At 70.6% G+C, this 16,356-nt stretch carries 14 protein-coding genes; 10 read left to right on the top strand and 4 right to left on the bottom strand.

The features are described 5' to 3' along the window. Positions 1-13 precede the first annotated feature (13 nt). Both GA0115234_RS03600 and GA0115234_RS03595 read right to left on the bottom strand, forming a co-directional pair. Positions 14-859: a glutamate ABC transporter substrate-binding protein gene (locus tag GA0115234_RS03600; protein WP_093539363.1), complete on the bottom strand. Its 846-nt coding sequence runs from the start codon at positions 857-859 to the stop codon at positions 14-16. A 69-nt stretch (positions 860-928) separates the two neighbouring features. Next, positions 929-1,714 carry an amino acid ABC transporter ATP-binding protein gene (locus GA0115234_RS03595; protein WP_093539390.1) on the bottom strand — a complete coding sequence of 262 codons (786 nt, stop codon included), beginning with the start codon at positions 1,712-1,714 and terminating at the stop codon, positions 929-931. 354 nt (positions 1,715-2,068) lie between these two features. Here GA0115234_RS03595 and GA0115234_RS03590 point away from each other — a divergent pair, with 354 nt between their 5' ends. Next, a complete protein-coding gene (locus GA0115234_RS03590) occupies positions 2,069-2,761 on the top strand; it encodes a response regulator transcription factor (RefSeq protein WP_093539362.1) in 693 nt (230 codons plus the stop codon). A 15-nt stretch (positions 2,762-2,776) separates the two neighbouring features. After that, positions 2,777-4,171, top strand: coding sequence for a sensor histidine kinase (locus GA0115234_RS03585; protein ID WP_093539361.1), 1,395 nt, complete (start codon positions 2,777-2,779; stop codon positions 4,169-4,171). A 28-nt stretch (positions 4,172-4,199) separates the two neighbouring features. Here the strand turns inward: GA0115234_RS03585 and GA0115234_RS03580 are convergent, their stop codons facing one another. Then, entirely contained in the window at positions 4,200-5,198 is a 999-nt protein-coding gene (locus tag GA0115234_RS03580; protein WP_093539360.1) for a TAXI family TRAP transporter solute-binding subunit, read from the bottom strand. A 130-nt stretch (positions 5,199-5,328) separates the two neighbouring features. On the opposite strand from GA0115234_RS03580, the gene miaB reads away from it, so the two are divergent. Together miaB and GA0115234_RS03570 are read left to right on the top strand one after the other, a co-directional pair. Then, on the top strand, positions 5,329-6,822 hold the full coding sequence (gene miaB, locus GA0115234_RS03575) for a tRNA (N6-isopentenyl adenosine(37)-C2)-methylthiotransferase MiaB (RefSeq protein ID WP_093539359.1): 1,494 nt from the start codon (positions 5,329-5,331) through the stop codon (positions 6,820-6,822). 119 nt (positions 6,823-6,941) lie between these two features. Continuing rightward, on the top strand, positions 6,942-7,655 hold the full coding sequence (locus GA0115234_RS03570; protein ID WP_093539358.1) for a class III extradiol dioxygenase subunit B-like domain-containing protein: 714 nt from the start codon (positions 6,942-6,944) through the stop codon (positions 7,653-7,655). A gap of 89 nt (positions 7,656-7,744) precedes the next feature. On the opposite strand, the gene GA0115234_RS03565 is transcribed toward GA0115234_RS03570, so the two are convergent. Then, entirely contained in the window at positions 7,745-8,002 is a 258-nt protein-coding gene (locus tag GA0115234_RS03565) for an antitoxin (RefSeq protein WP_093539357.1), read from the bottom strand. Between the two features lie 212 nt (positions 8,003-8,214). On the opposite strand from GA0115234_RS03565, the gene miaA reads away from it, so the two are divergent. The 6 genes from miaA (at position 8,215) to hflX (ending at position 16,311) form a co-directional block, all read left to right on the top strand. Next, positions 8,215-9,153 (top strand): tRNA (adenosine(37)-N6)-dimethylallyltransferase MiaA, encoded by a 939-nt coding sequence (gene miaA, locus GA0115234_RS03560; protein WP_093539389.1) that lies wholly within the window; start codon positions 8,215-8,217, stop codon positions 9,151-9,153. A 107-nt stretch (positions 9,154-9,260) separates the two neighbouring features. Continuing rightward, on the top strand, positions 9,261-9,698 hold the full coding sequence (locus tag GA0115234_RS03555; RefSeq protein ID WP_093539356.1) for a hypothetical protein: 438 nt from the start codon (positions 9,261-9,263) through the stop codon (positions 9,696-9,698). Positions 9,699-9,834: 136 nt separating this feature from the next. After that, positions 9,835-10,707: a diaminopimelate epimerase gene (gene dapF, locus GA0115234_RS03550; protein WP_093539355.1), complete on the top strand. Its 873-nt coding sequence runs from the start codon at positions 9,835-9,837 to the stop codon at positions 10,705-10,707. Between the two features lie 175 nt (positions 10,708-10,882). Further along, complete coding sequence (locus GA0115234_RS03545) at positions 10,883-13,063, top strand: RelA/SpoT family protein (protein ID WP_093539354.1); 2,181 nt, start codon at positions 10,883-10,885, stop codon at positions 13,061-13,063. A 129-nt stretch (positions 13,064-13,192) separates the two neighbouring features. Further along, the gene (locus GA0115234_RS03540; protein WP_093539353.1) at positions 13,193-14,647 is read left to right on the top strand and encodes a M1 family metallopeptidase; all 1,455 of its coding nucleotides are present in this window, start codon (positions 13,193-13,195) and stop codon (positions 14,645-14,647) included. Between the two features lie 143 nt (positions 14,648-14,790). Further along, entirely contained in the window at positions 14,791-16,311 is a 1,521-nt protein-coding gene (hflX, locus tag GA0115234_RS03535) for a GTPase HflX (protein ID WP_093539352.1), read from the top strand. The last annotated feature ends 45 nt before the right edge of the window (positions 16,312-16,356 follow it).

Raw genomic sequence — 16,356 nt, 5'->3', positions numbered from 1 at the left:
GGTCAGCCCTGCTTCACTTGACGATGTTGCCGATCTTCGGGGCGGGGTCGTTCTTGTAGTTCGCCGGGCCGAAGTTGTCCTTCACGGCCTTGTCCCAGGCACCGTCCGAGACCATCTTGGTGAGCGCGTCGTTGATCTTCTTCTTGAGGTCGGCGTCGCCCTTCTTCAGGCCGATGCCGTAGTTCTCGTTGGTCATCTTGAAGCCGGCCAGCTTGAACTTGCCCTGGAAGTTCTGCTGCGAGGCGTAGCCCGCCAGGATGCTGTCATCGGTGGTCAGCGCGTCGATGACCTTGTTCTCCAGGCCGGTCAGGCACTCCGAGTAGCCGCCGTACGTCTGGAGGTCGGCCTTCGGAGCCAGCTTGTCCTTGACGTTCTTCGCCGAGGTCGAGCCGGCGACCGAACACAGCTTCTTGTTGTTCAGGTCGGCCGGGGACTTGATCGAGTCGTCGTCGGCGCGGACGAGGATGTCCTGGTGCGCCAGCAGGTACGGACCCGCGAAGTCGACCTTCTGCAGCCGCTCGTCGTTGATCGAGTAGGAGGCGGCGATGAACTTCACGTCACCGCGCTCGATCGCCGTCTCGCGGTCGGCGCTCTTGGTCTCCTTGAAGACGATGTCCTTGGCGTCGTAGCCGAGTTCCTTGGCCACGTACGTGGCGACATCGACGTCGAAGCCGGTGTACTTGCCGTCCGGGGTCTTCAGGCCGATGCCCGGCTGGTCGATCTTGATGCCGATCGTGATCTTCTTGCCGTTACCCGAACTGCCCGAGCTGCCGTCCTTGTTGTCGGATCCACAGGCGGTGGCGGAGAGGGCGAGAGCGAGCACGGCGGCCGAGGCGGCGGTGACCTTACGAAGCTGCATGGTGGTTTTCCCTAGAGTTGACGCGATGTGAGTGATCAGCCGGTGCGGGAACCGGTGGTGAAGGCTCCATCAGTGGTGAAGGATCTTCGACAGGAAGTCCTTGGCCCGGTCACTGCGCGGGTTGCTGAAGAACTGGTCGGGCGTGGCCTCTTCGACGATCTTTCCGTCGGCCATGAAGACGACCCGGTTCGCGGCCGAGCGCGCGAAGCCCATCTCATGGGTGACGACGACCATCGTCATGCCGTCCCGGGCGAGCTGCTGCATGACCTCCAGCACCTCGTTGATCATCTCCGGGTCGAGTGCCGATGTCGGCTCGTCGAAGAGGATCACCTTCGGGTCCATCGCCAACGCCCGTGCGATGGCCACGCGTTGCTGCTGCCCGCCGGAGAGCTGGGCCGGGTACTTGTCGGCCTGCGTCGCCACACCCACCCGGTCGAGCAGCGAACGGGCCTTGTCCTCGGCCGCCTTCTTGTCCGTCCTGCGGACCTTGATCTGGCCCAGCATCACGTTTTCGAGCACCGTCTTGTGCGCGAAGAGATTGAACGACTGGAAGACCATGCCGACGTCGGCACGCAGCCTGGCCAGCTCCTTGCCCTCCTGGGGCAGCGGCTTGCCGTCGATCGCGATGGCGCCCGAATCGATCGTCTCCAAGCGGTTGATCGTGCGGCACAGCGTGGACTTCCCGGACCCGGAGGGCCCGATGACGACCACGACCTCGCCACGGGCGATGGTCAGGTCGATGTCCTGGAGCACATGCAGCGCGCCGAAGTGCTTGTTGACGTTGCTCAGTACGACGAGGTCGTCCGCCGCGGGCGCGGCGTCTTCGGCACCCTTGGTCACTGAAACTCCGCTCATCGGCTTCATGCTCCGTCCTCCTCGGTTGGGAAGGACCCTAGTGACGCGGTGCTACCAGCGTCATTACATCTGAGCGGAAATTGAGGATAACGATCCGGCGGCAACCGGACACTCCGTGTGAACGCGGTGCGGGGTGTGACGCACGTGGCGTACCGGGTGGATAACAGATGGCCGGATGAGGCGGGCGGGCCTTGACTGACCTGCCTCTCATCGGAGTGGATGCCCTGGTACGCCATGACGTGAAACGTCTGGGTACGGGGAAGTGACCGGAAGCGTACGGGAGACCGCACCGACATCTGCCGACGCGTACGGCACCGCACGATCGAGACCATCGGAGAACCGGAGGGGGAGGCCATGAGACTGCTGCTCGTCGAGGACGACAACCATGTCGCGGCCGCGCTCTCCGCCATCCTCGCCCGGCACGGCTTCCGGGTCGTGCACGCGCGCAGCGGCGAGGAGGCCCTGCAGGCCCTGCTGCCCGCGGACACGGAGCCGTTCGGCGTCGTGCTCCTCGACCTCGGCCTGCCCGACCAGGACGGCTACGAGGTGTGCGGGAAGATCCGCAAGCGCACCTCCACCCCCGTGATCATGGTGACCGCGCGCGCCGACGTCCGCTCGCGGATCCACGGCCTCAACCTCGGCGCCGACGACTACGTGGTCAAGCCGTACGACACCGGCGAACTCCTCGCCCGTATCCACGCCGTGAGCCGGCGCAACACGAGCGGCGAGGACACCGTGCCCACGCCCGTCGCCGCACTGCGCCTCGGCCACGTCCACATCGAGCTGCCGACCCGCCGGGTCAGCGTCGACGGGGCGGAAGTCCAGCTCACCCGCAAGGAGTTCGACCTGCTCGCGCTGCTCGCCCAGCGCCCCGGAGTGGTGTTCCGCCGGGAGCAGATCATCAGCGAGGTGTGGCGCACGAGCTGGGAGGGCACGGGGCGCACACTCGAAGTGCATGTCGCGTCCCTGCGTTCCAAGCTGCGGCTGCCCGCACTGATCGAGACGGTGCGCGGGGTCGGCTACCGCCTCGTCGCCCCGCCCGCGTAGAGGCGCACGTCCCAGGTGCGTACCCGGCTGCTTCCCCTGCTCATCGTGCTCATGGCCGGTGTGCTGCTCGCCCTCGGCTTCCCGCTGGCCGTCAGCGTGGCGGCGGCCCAGCAGCAACGCGTCGTCATCGACCGCATCGACGACACGACGCGCTTCGCCGCACTGGCGCAGTTCATCACCGAGCGCGGCGACGGTTACGACGAGCGCCGGCGCACGCTGCGAAGCGAACTCGGCACCTACGCATCGGTGTACGGCATCCGCGCCGGTGTCTTCTACCGCGACGACAGCGCCATGGCGAAGGCCCCCGCCGTGTGGCAGCTCCCGATCGAGGGGGAGGGACGCCGGGCGTTCAAGGAGGCCCTGCTGGGACGGCGCAGCCACGATCCGCCGCAGGTCTGGCCGTGGCAGAACGGCAGGGTCGTCGTCGCCTCGCCCGTCGTGCGGGACGGCGATGTCGTCGCCGTGGTGGTCCTCGACTCGCCCACCGAGGAGATGCGCTCGCGCACACTGCGCGGCTGGCTGCTGATCGCGGCCGGCGAGGCGGTCGCGATGCTGGTGGCGGTCGGCGCCGCGATCCGCCTCACCGGCTGGGTGCTGCTGCCCGTACGGACCCTGGACGCGGCCACCCACGACATCGCCAGCGGGCGGATGAGGTCGCGGGTCGCGGCTTCCGGCGGACCGCCGGAACTCAGGCGCCTGGCCCGGTCGTTCAACGAGATGGCCGACAACGTCGAGGACGTGCTGGAGCAGCAGCGCGCCTTCGTCGCCGACGCCTCGCACCAGCTGCGCAACCCCCTTGCCGCGCTGCTGCTGAGGATCGAGCTCCTCGCGCTCGAACTCCCCGAGGGCAACGAGGAGATCGCCTCCGTGCGCACGGAGGGCAAGCGCCTCGCACAGGTCCTCGACGACCTGCTCGACCTGGCGCTGGCCGAACACGCCGCGGCCGATCTCCAGCTCAAGGACATCGGCGCGCTCACCGCGGAGCGGGTCGCGTCCTGGCGGCCGGTCGCCGAGGAGAAGGGGGTACGGCTCCGGGCGGACGGCGCCTTTGCGGTGACCGCCTGGGCGGACCCCATCGCGCTGTCGAGCGCCCTGGACGCGATCATCGACAACGCCCTGAAATTCACCCCCGCCGGGGAAGAGGTCGTCGTCACGGTCGCCTCAGGCCGCGACCACGTCACGGTCGTCGTCGCCGACCGCGGACCGGGCCTCACGGCGGCGGAGCGGGAACGCATCGGCGACCGCTTCTGGCGCAGCACCCAGCACCAGAACATCCGGGGCTCCGGCCTCGGGCTCTCCATCTCGCAGGCGCTCCTGGCGGCCGGCGGCGGCTCCCTGAGCTTCGCGGCCCATGAGCCGCACGGGCTGCGGGTGACGGTCTCGGTGCCGCGCAACGGTCCGCAGGGCTGACGCGCAACGGCCCACAGGGTGGAGCGGGTCAGGGCTTGACCGAGCGGTAGTAGCGGCTGGCCCCCTCGTGCAGCGGCAGCGGATCGGTGTAGATCGCCGTACGCAGATCCACCAGCTGGGCCGCGTGCACCTCGCGCCCGATCCGGTCCCGGCTGTCGATCACGGTCCGGGTGAAGGCCTCCGTCATCGCCGCGTCCGAACGCTCCGTGGTCACCAGCACATTGGCGACCGCGACCGTCGGCACCGCCTGGTCCTGCTGCGCGTTGCGGTAGGCGTCGGCGGGCATGGTCGCCGAACGGTAGTAGCGGGCGGACCCGCCCGCCGCCTGGAGCTGCTTGATCAGCGGGGCCTCCAGCGGCACCAGCCGGATCGCGAACCGGTCCGACAGCTCCTGCACGGCGGACGTGGGCAGTCCGCCGGACCAGAAGAAGGCATCGAGCCGGTCGTTCTCCAACTGCTCCGGCATGGTGTCGATACCGGCCGACACCGGTGTCACGTCGTGCGCGGGATCGAGACCCGCGGCCGCCATCAGCCGGTCGGCGACCAGCCGCACCCCCGAACCGCGCTGCCCCACGCCGACCCGCTTGCCGCGCAGGTCCGAGACCTTCCGCACGTCCGAGCCGCGTGCCACGACCAGCTGGATGTAGTCGTCGTAGAGCCGCACACAGCCCCGCAGCCGGTCGGCGCCGGGCTTGCCGTCGTTCAGATAGGTGGCGAGGGCATCGGCGGTGGCGATGGTGAAGTCCGCCTTGCCGGTCGCCACCCGCTCGATGTTCTGCTGCGAACCCTCGCTGGTCCGCAGCCGTATCGACACCTTGGGCAGATCTCTGGCCAGATCCCCCTTGAGGCGCTCGCCGTAGCGCTGGTAGACCCCGCTGCGCACGCCGGTGCTGAAGGTCAGTGTGCCGGTCGGGGCCGGCTGCCCGAGCGGCAGCAGCCACCACAGCAGCAGCCCGAGCACGACGGCGACGGCGGCGCACGCCTGGAGAACGCGCCGCCCGCCGATACGGGAGAGTGCCTGGAGCATGGCGGCGATCCTGCCAGCCCGCCCCGGCGATGACCAGGGCCGCTCCCCGACGGGCGGCCGTTCATCATCGGGGCCCGGCCGGAGCCCTTACCCTGGACGGGTGAGCGGCAACGACGTGGCTGGTGGAGTAGTGGACGGTTTGAAAACGTACGAGGTGCGCACCTACGGGTGCCAGATGAACGTCCACGACTCCGAGCGGCTGTCGGGACTGCTGGAGGGCGCGGGTTACGTACGTGCCGCCGAGGGCTCCGACGGCGACGCCGATGTCGTCGTCTTCAACACCTGCGCGGTGCGGGAGAACGCCGACAACAAGCTCTACGGCAACCTCGGCCGGCTCGCCCCGATGAAGACCAAGCGCCCCGGGATGCAGATCGCCGTCGGCGGCTGCCTCGCCCAGAAGGACCGCGACACCATCGTCCAGCGGGCCCCCTGGGTCGACGTCGTCTTCGGTACGCACAACATCGGCAAGCTGCCCGTGCTGCTGGAGCGCGCCCGCATCCAGGAGGAGGCGCAGATCGAGATCGCCGAATCCCTGGAAGCCTTCCCCTCCACGCTCCCCACCCGGCGCGAGTCCGCCTACGCCGCCTGGGTCTCCATCTCCGTCGGCTGCAACAACACCTGCACCTTCTGCATCGTCCCGGCCCTGCGCGGCAAGGAGAAGGACCGCCGCACCGGCGACATCCTCGCCGAGATCGAGGCCCTGGTCGCCGAGGGCGTCTCGGAGATCACCCTGCTCGGCCAGAACGTGAACGCCTACGGCTCCGACATCGGCGACCGCGAGGCCTTCTCCAAGCTGCTGCGCGCCTGCGGGCGGATCGAGGGGCTGGAGCGGGTCCGCTTCACCTCCCCGCACCCCCGCGACTTCACGGACGACGTGATCGCGGCGATGGCCGAGACGCCCAACGTGATGCCCCAGCTCCACATGCCGATGCAGTCCGGATCCGACACGATCCTCAAGGCGATGCGGCGCTCGTACCGACAGGAACGCTTCCTCGGCATCATCGAGAAGGTGCGCGCCGCGATGCCGGACGCCGCCATCTCCACCGACATCATCGTGGGCTTCCCCGGCGAGACCGAGGAGGACTTCGAGCAGACCATGCACGCGGTCCGTGAGGCGCGCTTCGCCAACGCCTTCACCTTCCAGTACTCCAAGCGCCCCGGGACCCCCGCCGCCGAGATGGAGGGGCAGATCCCCAAGGAGGTCGTCCAGGAGAGGTACATGCGTCTGTCGGCCCTCCAGGAGGAGATCTCCTGGGAGGAGAACAAGAAGCAGGTCGGCCGGACGCTGGAGATCATGGTCGCGGAGGGTGAGGGCCGCAAGGACGGCGCCACCCACCGCCTCTCCGGCCGCGCCCCCGACAACCGCCTGGTCCACTTCACCAAGCCGGACGAGGACGTACGGCCGGGCGACGTGGTGACCGTCGAGATCACCTACGCGGCCCCGCACCACCTGCTTGCCGAGGGCGCACCGGCGGCCGTGCGGCGGACCCGGGCCGGTGACGCCTGGGAGAAGCGCAATGCCGCCGAGGCCGCCCAGCCGGCCGGTGTGATGCTGGGGCTGCCGGGCATCGGTGCCCCCGCGCCGCTGCCTGCCGCAGCGGCCCCCGGCTGTGGCTGCGACTGACGCGGGGAAGCCGGGCGGCGGGAAGTCCGGCGGCGAGGAGTCCGAGAGCGGGTCGCCCGGCGGCGGGGGTCCGGCAGCGGGCGACGGGCGGGCCGGGGCCACGCAGTACGCTGCCCACCATGCTTGTCGCCGCCGCCGTCTGTCCCTGCCCACCGCTGCTGGTACCCGAGCTCGCCGCCGGTGCCGCGCCCGAGCTCGACGCCGTACGGGACGCCTGCGCCGAGGCCCTCGGTGTGCTCGCGGCCGCGCGCCCCGATCGGCTGATCGTGGTCGGTCCCGCGGACCGGCCGGGGCGTGGCCCGCATCCCGAAGGGGCCACCGGCACCTTCAAGGGCTTCGGCGTCGACCTCGGCGTACGGCTGGGGCGTGACCGCGGACCGGTGGCGGAGGACTCGCTTCCGCCGTCCCTCTCCGTCGGCGCCTGGCTGCTGGCCCGTGCGGAATGGGCCGGTGCGCCGGTCGAGGGGCTGGGCGTGGGCGAGCCGCTCGAAACCGGCCGCTGCACCGGCGCCGGACGCGACCTGGTCGCCGGGGCGGACCGCGTCGCGCTGCTCGTGATGGGCGACGGCAGCGCCTGCCGCACGCTCAAGGCCCCGGGCTATCTGGACGAGCGCGCCGAGGCGTTCGACGCGGCGGCCGCCCGTGCGCTCGGCACGGCGGACCCGGACGCGCTGATCGCGCTGGACGCGCCGCTGGCGTACGAACTGAAGGCGGCGGGCCGGGCGCCCTGGCAGGTGCTCGCGGGCGCCGCGCAAGGGGCGGGCCTGGCCGGGCGGCTGCTGTACGAGGGCGCTCCGTACGGCGTGGGCTACCTGGTCGCCGCCTGGGCCTGAGCCCGCTGCGGCCCAGGGCATGCCGACGACGGCCGTGCGGCGTCGTCGCTCCACGGCCGTCCGTCGGGCTTGATCAGTTCATGTTTTTTTCAGGAAGCGGGTGGCGTACCACCCTCGTTCCTGGGCGTACCGCCCTCGTCCTTGTGGGACAGGCGCTCGACCGCGTCCTTGGCCTTCCTCGCGCCGGACTCGATCTTGTCGCTGTACTTGCCCTTGGTCTTTTGGTCGACCGTCCGTGCGGCCTTGTCGAGCCCCTGGTCGATCTTGTCCCCGTGCTGATGCGCGAGTTCGCCGACCTTTTCCTTGGCGGGGCTCAGCTTGGCCTTCAAATTGTCCAGGAAGCCCATCGGGCACCTTCCCTGCTGGGGGACTGCGGTCGGGCGCTTCTTCAAACCATGAAAAAACGCCCATATTCAATGGGAATTCTACTGGCGTACGAGACGATGCGCGCCGTCCGGGCGGTCGTGGACGGTGTGGCACGGCCCTCGGTTTGCCCCTGATCGGACGGGGCAGGCTCATTCGTTCGGGAAGTGGTGCGGAGGTTTGCGAGACTGTGGCGGTGAGAAGCTCTGCTCCCGCACCGCGGGTCATCACCGTCGTCGGCCCCACTGCGGCCGGAAAGTCCGATCTGGGGGTATTCCTTGCTCAGCAGCTCGACGGCGAGGTGGTCAATGCCGACTCCATGCAGCTCTACCGGGGCATGGACATCGGCACCGCGAAGCTGACGCTCGCCGAACGCGGATCCGTCCCGCACCACCTGCTGGACATCTGGGACGTCACGGAGACCGCCAGCGTCGCCGAGTACCAGCGGCTGGCCCGCGCCGAGATCGACCGCTTGCTCGCCGCCGGCCGCACCCCCGTCCTGGTCGGCGGCTCCGGGCTCTATGTGAAGGGCGCCATCGACGCCCTGGAGTTTCCCGGCACGGACCCCGACGTACGGGCCGCGCTGGAGGCGGAACTGGCCGAGCACGGCTCCGGCGCGCTGCACGCCCGGCTGGCCGCCGCCGACCCCGAGGCGGGCCGGGCCATCCTGCCCGGCAACGGCCGCCGGATCGTCAGGGCCCTCGAAGTCATCGAGATCACCGGCAAGCCCTTCACCGCCAACCTCCCGGGTAACGATGCGGTGTACGACACCGTCCAGATCGGCGTCGACGTGGCCCGTCCCGAACTCGACGAACGCATCACCCTGAGGGTCGACCGGATGTGGGCGGCCGGGCTCGTGGACGAGGTGCGCGCCCTGGAGGCACAGGGCCTGCGCGAGGGACGGACCGCGTCCCGGGCGCTCGGCTACCAGCAGGTGCTCGCCGCGCTGGCCCAGGAGTGCACCGAGGACGAGGCGCGGGCCGAGACCGTTCGCGCCACCAAGCGATTCGCCCGCCGTCAGGACTCGTGGTTCCGCCGCGACCCGCGCGTCCACTGGCTGAGCGGTGGAGCGGAGCACCGCGGGGAACTCCCGGGCCAGGCGCTGGCGTTGGTCGAACGGGCGGTTACAGCCTGATCACGTGATGGCATCGGGAAGCCCTGCCCGTCATTTCGGCGACCTGGAGCGTGCCATCATCGAGCATCGATCGACCAGTGGAGTCCGAGTTGGGAGGGCGCGTGGCGATGGAGGCCGGCCCTCGCGACACTGAACAAGACGCACCGGACGCGCTGCACGGAGCAGCCGGTCTGAGCCCCGACGGGCCGGACGAGCTCGAAGCGACCCCCGAGGTCGAGGTCGAGCTGCGGCCCGCGCGCAAGCTGCGTATCTGGCAGCTGGCACCGATCGTCATGCTCGCCGCGGTGGGATCGCTGATGTTCGCCTTCCCGCTGGCCTTCGAGTTCGGCGACGGCGGCGCGGTCGTGGCCATGCTCGGCCTGCTGATCAGCTGCTGCGCCGCGGGCTGGGGCATGATGGCCGCCCGCCGGGTGGGGTACACCTGGCCCGGACTGCCGCAGCGGGGCTCGGGCGAGCGGTCCGACTGGCGGGTGATCGCCCTGTACGTCGCCGTCTGCGGCACCCTGGTCGCCCTGGCCGTCTGGCGCGTGGCACGGCTCCGCTGAGCGCCGGAGCGGGCCCTTCGCGCAGGTTCCGCCGTCGCGCCGGAGCGGGCCCTTCCCGCTGGTCCCGTCGTCACACCGGAGCCCGTGCGGCGGCCCGGGGCCGCCGGTTGTCGGCGCCGTTTCGTACAGTTGCTCCGTGAGCACCTCGCAGATCGCCTTCCTCAAGGGTCACGGCACCGAGAACGACTTCGTGATCGTTCCCGACCCGGACAACGCCATCGACCTGCCCGCGTCCGCCGTGGCCCGGCTCTGCGACCGCCGCGCGGGTATCGGCGGCGACGGGCTGCTGCACGTCGTACGGTCCGCCGCGCACCCCGAGGCGCAGGCCATGGCGGGCGAGGCCGAGTGGTTCATGGACTACCGCAACGCGGACGGTTCGATCGCCGAGATGTGCGGCAACGGGGTACGGGTCTTCGCCGGGTACCTCCAGCGCGCCGGACACGTCGAGGAAGGTGACCTCGCCGTCGCGACCCGGGGCGGCGTGAAGAAGGTCCACATCGCCAAGGACGGCTCCATCACGGTCTCCATGGGCCGCGCGCTCCTGCCCGGGGACGGCGTCACGGTCAGCCTCGGCGGCCGGAGCTGGGCCGCCCGCAACGTGAACATGGGCAACCCCCACGCGGTCGCCTTCGTCGACGACCTGGCACACGTCGGCGATCTGCTCTCCGTGCCGCCCTACAGCCCCGCGGCCGTCTACCCCGACGGCGTCAACATCGAGTTCGTCGTGGACCGCGGACCGCGCCATGTGGCCATGCGGGTCCATGAGCGCGGTTCCGGCGAGACCCGCTCCTGCGGCACGGGCGCCTGCGCCGTGGCCGTGGCCGCGGCCCGCCGCGACGGAGCGGACCCCGCACGGACCGGCACCCCCGTCACGTACACGGTCGATCTGCCCGGCGGCACCCTCGTGATCACCGAGCGGCCGGACGGCGAGATCGAGATGACCGGACCTGCGGTGATCGTCGCCGAAGGCCTGCTCGACGCCGCCTGGCTCGACACGGTGCTGGGCTGAGGAATGCCCCGCCGGGGGCGGCGGAACATCCCCTGAAGCTTCGCTCGAATGGGTGATCCCTTTCACGCTGGGCGAGAGCTGGACACCGCCACGTGGTGGGCTCGGTAGCATCAAGCACCGGCCCGGAGGCGCGACCGCGCCCTCCCACCGCCGGTCGACGTCGCCGGAGGTGCCCATGAGTGCAGAGGCCACCAGCCCAGGTGCCCCCATCCGCAGGCGGGGCCGTCCCCGGATCGATCTGCGCAGGCTCGGCCGCGTCGCGCTGCTCGGCCCCGTCTCCCGCGACCGACTGCCCGACGCCATCGGTCATGTCGCCGAGGCCCACCGGGCCCACCATCCGGATGCCGACCTCTCGATCCTGCACCGGGCCTACGTACTCGCGGAGTCCTCGCACCGCGGCCAGATGCGCAAGAGCGGCGAGCCGTACATCACGCATCCGCTCGCGGTCACGCTGATCCTCGCCCAGCTCGGCGCCGAGACGACGACGCTCACCGCGTCCCTGCTCCACGACACCGTCGAGGACACCGATGTGACCCTCGATCAGGTGCGGGAGCAGTTCGGCAAAGAGGTCTGCTATCTCGTCGACGGCGTCACCAAACTCGAAAAGGTCGACTACGGAGCGGCCGCCGAGCCGGAGACCTTCCGCAAGATGCTGGTCGCCACCGGGGACGACGTCCGGGTCATGTCGATCAAGCTCGCCGACCGGCTGCACAACATGCGCACCCTCGGTGTGATGCGGCCCGAGAAACAGGCCAGGATCGCCAAGGTCACCCGCGACGTACTGATCCCGCTGGCCGAACGGCTCGGCGTGCAGGCCCTCAAGACCGAGCTGGAGGACCTCGTCTTCGCGATCCTCCACCCCGAGGAGTACGACCGCACCCGCGCGCTGATCGCCGCCGCGACGGCGCGGACGGACGGCTCCGGCGCCACCCCCCAGGACCCGCTCGCCGTCATCGCGGAGAACGTCACGACGGTGCTGCGAGAGGCAGGCATCCCCGCCGAAGTCCTCATCAGGCCACGCCACTTCGTCTCCGTGCACCGGGTCGGCGTCAAACGCGGCGAACTGCGCGGCACCGACTTCGGCAGGCTGCTGGTGCTCGTCGGCGAGGACGCCGACTGCTACGCCGTGCTCGGTGAACTGCACACCTGCTTCACCCCGGTGATCTCCGAGTTCAAGGACTTCATCGCCGCCCCCAAGTTCAACCTGTACCAGTCGCTGCACACCGCCGTCGTGGGCGAGGACGGGGCGGTCGCCGAAGTCCTCATCCGGACCCACCGGATGCACAAGGTCGCCGAGGCCGGGGTCATCGCCCTCGGCAATCCGTACGCCGCGGACGGCGGCGCCGGACCCCAGACCGCCGAACCCGCGGACGGGGAGCGCGCCGACCCCACCCGGCCCGGCTGGCTCTCCCGGCTCCTCGCCTGGCAGCAGTCCGCCCCGGACCCCGACACCTTCTGGACCACGCTCCGCGCCGACCTGGCCCAGGACCGGGAGGTCACGGTCTTCCGGACCGACGGCGGCACGCTCGGGCTGCCCGCCGGAGCCAGCTGCGTCGACGCCGCCTACGCGCAGTACGGGGTCGAGGCGCACACCTGTATCGGCGCCCGGGTCAACGGCCGGCTGGCCACCCTCGGCACCGTGCTCAGCGACGGCGACACCGTACAGCTGCTGCTCGCCGAGGACGCCGCCTCGGGCCCCTCGCCCGACTGGCTCGACCACGCCCGGACGCCCGCCGCCCGCATCGCCATCACCGGCTGGCTGGACACCCACCCCGAGGACGCCCGGAGCCCGCACGGCGGCCGCCCCGCGCAGGCCGGGCCCGAGCAGCCGCCGCAGGGTCACAGCAGGCCCGGACCACGGCCGCCGGAGCCCCTCGCCGGGCCCGCCGCGACCCCGGACGGTGCCGCGAACGCCGTGGTGGACCGGCCGGACGCCACCGTACGGCTCGCGGGCTGCTGCACCCCCGCACCACCCGACGCCGTCACCGGATTCGTCGTGCGCGGCGGCGCCGTCACCGTGCACCGGCTGGAATGCGCCGCCGTCACCCGGATGCGGTCCGTCGGCCGGATGCCGGTGGGGGTGAGCTGGGGGGACGACATCGAGTGCCGGGTCACACTGGTCGCCGAGTCCTTCGGACGCCCCCGCCTGCTCGCCGATCTCACCGAGGCGATCGCCACGGCCGACGTGGCGATCATCTCCGCCACCGTCGAACCGCCCAGCGAGCAGCGCGTCCGGCACACCTACACCCTGCAACTCCCCGACCCGGCCGCCCTCCCGGCCCTGATGCGCGCCATGCGCGATGTGCCCGGGGTCTACGACGTGAGCCGCGCCCGGCGCCCCGTGACCGTTGCCTGAGAGTCGTCGTCGCACGCCCGTCGGGGACCACGGGCCGGCCTCCGGGGTCCATCCGCCACAGCGATCTCATTCGAGTGGCACGGCGCGCGCCGCGCCTGCCGAGCGGGACGTCGCTGGTAGCGGTAGTCCATGCCGTTCATCTCCCGCCGTCTGCGGGCCGCTCTGCTGGCCACCGCATCAGCCACCCTCGTCGCAGCCGCCTCCCCCTCACCCGTGCCGCTCGGCATCGGCGATCCGCTCTTCCCTCATCTCGGCAACCCCGGCTACGACGTCCGCGCCTACGACATCGGACTGACCTACCACGGCGACAACAGCAAGCCGCTGGAAGCCGTCACCAGGATCGACGCGCGGACCACCGAACCGCTCGACCGGATCAACCTCGACTTCACCCGGGGCACCGTCCACTCGGTCGAAGTCAACGGTCTGCGCGCCGACTTCGCCGTCGCGGACGAGGACCTCGTCATCCAGCCACTGGGCCGGCTTCCCGCCGGGGTACCGCTGCACATCACCGTCCGGCACACCAGCGACCCCACCGGCGACCGGGACAGCGGCGGCTGGCTGCGCACCACCGACGGGCTGGCGATGGCCAATCAGGCCGACGCCGCGCACCGGGTCTTCCCGAGCAACGACCACCCCGCCGACAAGGCGTACTTCACCTTCCGGATCACCGCGCCCAAGGACCTCACCGCGGTCGCCAACGGGCTGCCCGCCGGTACGGCCCGGCACGGCGCCGACACCACCTGGACCTACCGGACCGAACACCCCATGGCCACCGAACTGGCCCAGGTCTCGATCGGGCGCTCCGCCGTCCTGCACCGGACCGGCCCGCACGGACTGCCGGTACGCGACGTGGTGCCCGCGGCGGACCGCGAGCGCCTCGAACCCCGGCTCGGCAGGACCCCCGCCCAGATGGAGTGGATGGAGAAGCAGGTCGGCCGCTACCCCTTCGAGACGTACGGACTGCTCGTCGCCGCCACCGAGACCGGTTTCGAGCTGGAGACCCAGACGCTCTCGCTCTTCGAGCGGTCCCTGTTCACCGAGTCCGGCTACCCCGAGTGGTACCTCGACTCGATCATGGTGCACGAGCTCGCCCACCAGTGGTTCGGCGACAGCGTCTCCCCGCAGGACTGGTCCGACCTGTGGCTCAACGAAGGACACGCCACCTGGTACGAGGCCCGCTACGCCGAGGAGCACGGCGGCAAGAAGCTTGGACTCCGGATGCGCGAGGCCTACGCCATGTCCGACGGCTGGCGCGCCGAGGGCGGCCCGCCGGCCCGGCCCGACGCCCCGGAACCCGGACAGAAGGTCAGCCTGTTCCGGCCGGTGGTGTACGACGGCAGCGCACTGGTCCTCTACGCGCTGCGCCAGGAGATCGGCGAGAGCGCGTTCGACCGGCTGGAGCGGAGCTGGGTGCGGGCGCACCGCGACTCCAACGCCACCACCGGGGACTTCGTCCGGCTGGCGTCCCGGACCGCGGGCCGCGACCTGACCTCCTTCCTCGACGGCTGGCTGTACGGGAAGAAGACCCCGCCGATGCCGGGGCACCCGGACTGGCACGCCGCCGCGCCCGCCGGACAGCGATAAAGCGGGTGACCGGTGAGGCGGACCATGCCACTATCGACGAGTCGCCGCAGCGGGCCGGACCGGAAATTCCCGACCGAGGGAATCATCGGAAGGGGTCACGCGTTGTGACTGACGTAACGGACTTCCATCGACGTAAGGATCCAATGACCTCCTCTTCTTCCCTTCCCCAGGACGCGCAGAATGCGCAGAGTGCTACGGACAACGTGACCGAAAGCCTCACCGAGAGCCTTCGGGCCGACGCCCTGATGGAAGAGGACGTCGCCTGGAGCCACAAGATCGACGGAGAGCGGGACGGCGACCAGCTCGACCGCTCCGAGCGCGCCGCGCTGCGGCGTGTGGCCGGGCTCTCCACCGAGCTAGAAGACGTCACCGAGGTCGAGTACCGACAGCTCCGCCTGGAACGCGTGGTGCTGGTCGGTGTCTGGACGTCGGGGACCGTGCGTGACGCGGAGAATTCCCTCGCGGAGCTGGCGGCCCTGGCGGAGACGGCGGGTGCCCAGGTCCTCGATGCCGTCTTCCAGCGGCGCGACAAGCCGGACGCGGCCACGTACATCGGTTCGGGCAAGGCGCTGGAGCTGCGCGACATCGTCCTCGAATCAGGGGCCGACACCGTCGTCTGCGACGGTGAGCTCAGCCCCGGCCAGCTGATCCATCTGGAAGACGTCGTCAAGGTCAAGGTGGTCGACCGGACCGCCCTGATCCTCGACATCTTCGCCCAGCACGCCAAGTCCCGAGAGGGCAAGGCGCAGGTCTCGCTGGCCCAGATGCAGTACATGCTGCCCCGGCTGCGCGGCTGGGGTCAGTCGCTCTCCCGTCAGATGGGCGGCGGCGGATCCAGCAGTGGCGGCGGCATGGCCACCCGTGGTCCCGGTGAGACCAAGATCGAGACGGACCGGCGTCGGATCCGCGAGAAGATGGCGAAGATGCGCCGGGAGATCGCGGAGATGAAGACGGGCCGCGAGATCAAGCGCCAGGAGCGCAAGCGCAACAAGGTGCCGTCGGTCGCCATCGCCGGTTACACCAACGCGGGCAAGTCCTCGCTGCTCAACCGGCTCACCGGTGCGGGCGTCCTGGTGGAGAACGCCCTGTTCGCCACCCTGGACCCGACCGTGCGCCGGGCCGAGACGCCGAGCGGCCGACTCTACACCCTGGCCGACACCGTCGGGTTCGTACGGCATCTGCCGCACCACCTCGTCGAGGCGTTCCGCTCCACCATGGAGGAGGTCGGCGATTCCGATCTGATCCTGCATGTGGTGGACGGCTCCCACCCGGTGCCGGAGGAGCAGCTCGCCGCGGTGCGCGAGGTGATCCGCGACGTGGGTGCGGTGGACGTGCCCGAGATCGTGGTGATCAACAAGGCGGACGCGGCCGATCCGCTGGTGCTCCAGCGGCTGCTGCGCATCGAGAAGCACGCGATCGCCGTCTCGGCGCGCACCGGTGCCGGTATCGAGGAACTGCTCGCGCTCATCGACACCGAACTGCCGAGGCCGTCGGTCGAGATCGAGGCACTCGTGCCGTACATCCAGGGCGGAGTCGTCTCCCGGGTGCACGCCGAGGGCGAGGTGATCTCCGAGGAGCACACGTCGGAGGGCACCCTGCTCAAGGCGCGGGTGCACGAGGAATTGGCCGCCGAGCTCTCCTCGTTCGTCCCCGTGGCGCACTGACCGCGGTACGACACCGCTCAGCGAGGCCCGAAGGCCCGCCCCCTG

It is taken from the genome of Streptomyces sp. DvalAA-43 (genome assembly GCF_900091725.1).
In the GTDB taxonomy this organism is placed as follows: domain Bacteria; phylum Actinomycetota; class Actinomycetes; order Streptomycetales; family Streptomycetaceae; genus Streptomyces; species Streptomyces pulveraceus.
The sequence above is the reverse complement of the archived record's forward strand: the minus strand, read 5'-3'. Positions and strand labels throughout refer to the sequence as shown.

What these genes read in the sequence shown, in the direction of transcription:
- hflX (WP_093539352.1), top strand. Translation starts at nt 14,791, where the DNA reads ATGACCTCCTCTTCTTCCCTTCCCCAGGACGCGCAGAATGCGCAGAGT.
- GA0115234_RS03565 (WP_093539357.1), bottom strand. Translation starts at nt 8,002, where the DNA reads ATGGGCTTCCTGGACAATTTGAAGGCCAAGCTGAGCCCCGCCAAGGAA.
- GA0115234_RS03540 (WP_093539353.1), top strand. Translation starts at nt 13,193, where the DNA reads ATGCCGTTCATCTCCCGCCGTCTGCGGGCCGCTCTGCTGGCCACCGCA.
- GA0115234_RS03590 (WP_093539362.1), top strand. Translation starts at nt 2,069, where the DNA reads ATGAGACTGCTGCTCGTCGAGGACGACAACCATGTCGCGGCCGCGCTC.
- GA0115234_RS03570 (WP_093539358.1), top strand. Translation starts at nt 6,942, where the DNA reads ATGCTTGTCGCCGCCGCCGTCTGTCCCTGCCCACCGCTGCTGGTACCC.
- GA0115234_RS03555 (WP_093539356.1), top strand. Translation starts at nt 9,261, where the DNA reads ATGGAGGCCGGCCCTCGCGACACTGAACAAGACGCACCGGACGCGCTG.
- GA0115234_RS03545 (WP_093539354.1), top strand. Translation starts at nt 10,883, where the DNA reads ATGAGTGCAGAGGCCACCAGCCCAGGTGCCCCCATCCGCAGGCGGGGC.
- GA0115234_RS03580 (WP_093539360.1), bottom strand. Translation starts at nt 5,198, where the DNA reads ATGCTCCAGGCACTCTCCCGTATCGGCGGGCGGCGCGTTCTCCAGGCG.
- GA0115234_RS03600 (WP_093539363.1), bottom strand. Translation starts at nt 859, where the DNA reads ATGCAGCTTCGTAAGGTCACCGCCGCCTCGGCCGCCGTGCTCGCTCTC.
- GA0115234_RS03595 (WP_093539390.1), bottom strand. Translation starts at nt 1,714, where the DNA reads ATGAGCGGAGTTTCAGTGACCAAGGGTGCCGAAGACGCCGCGCCCGCG.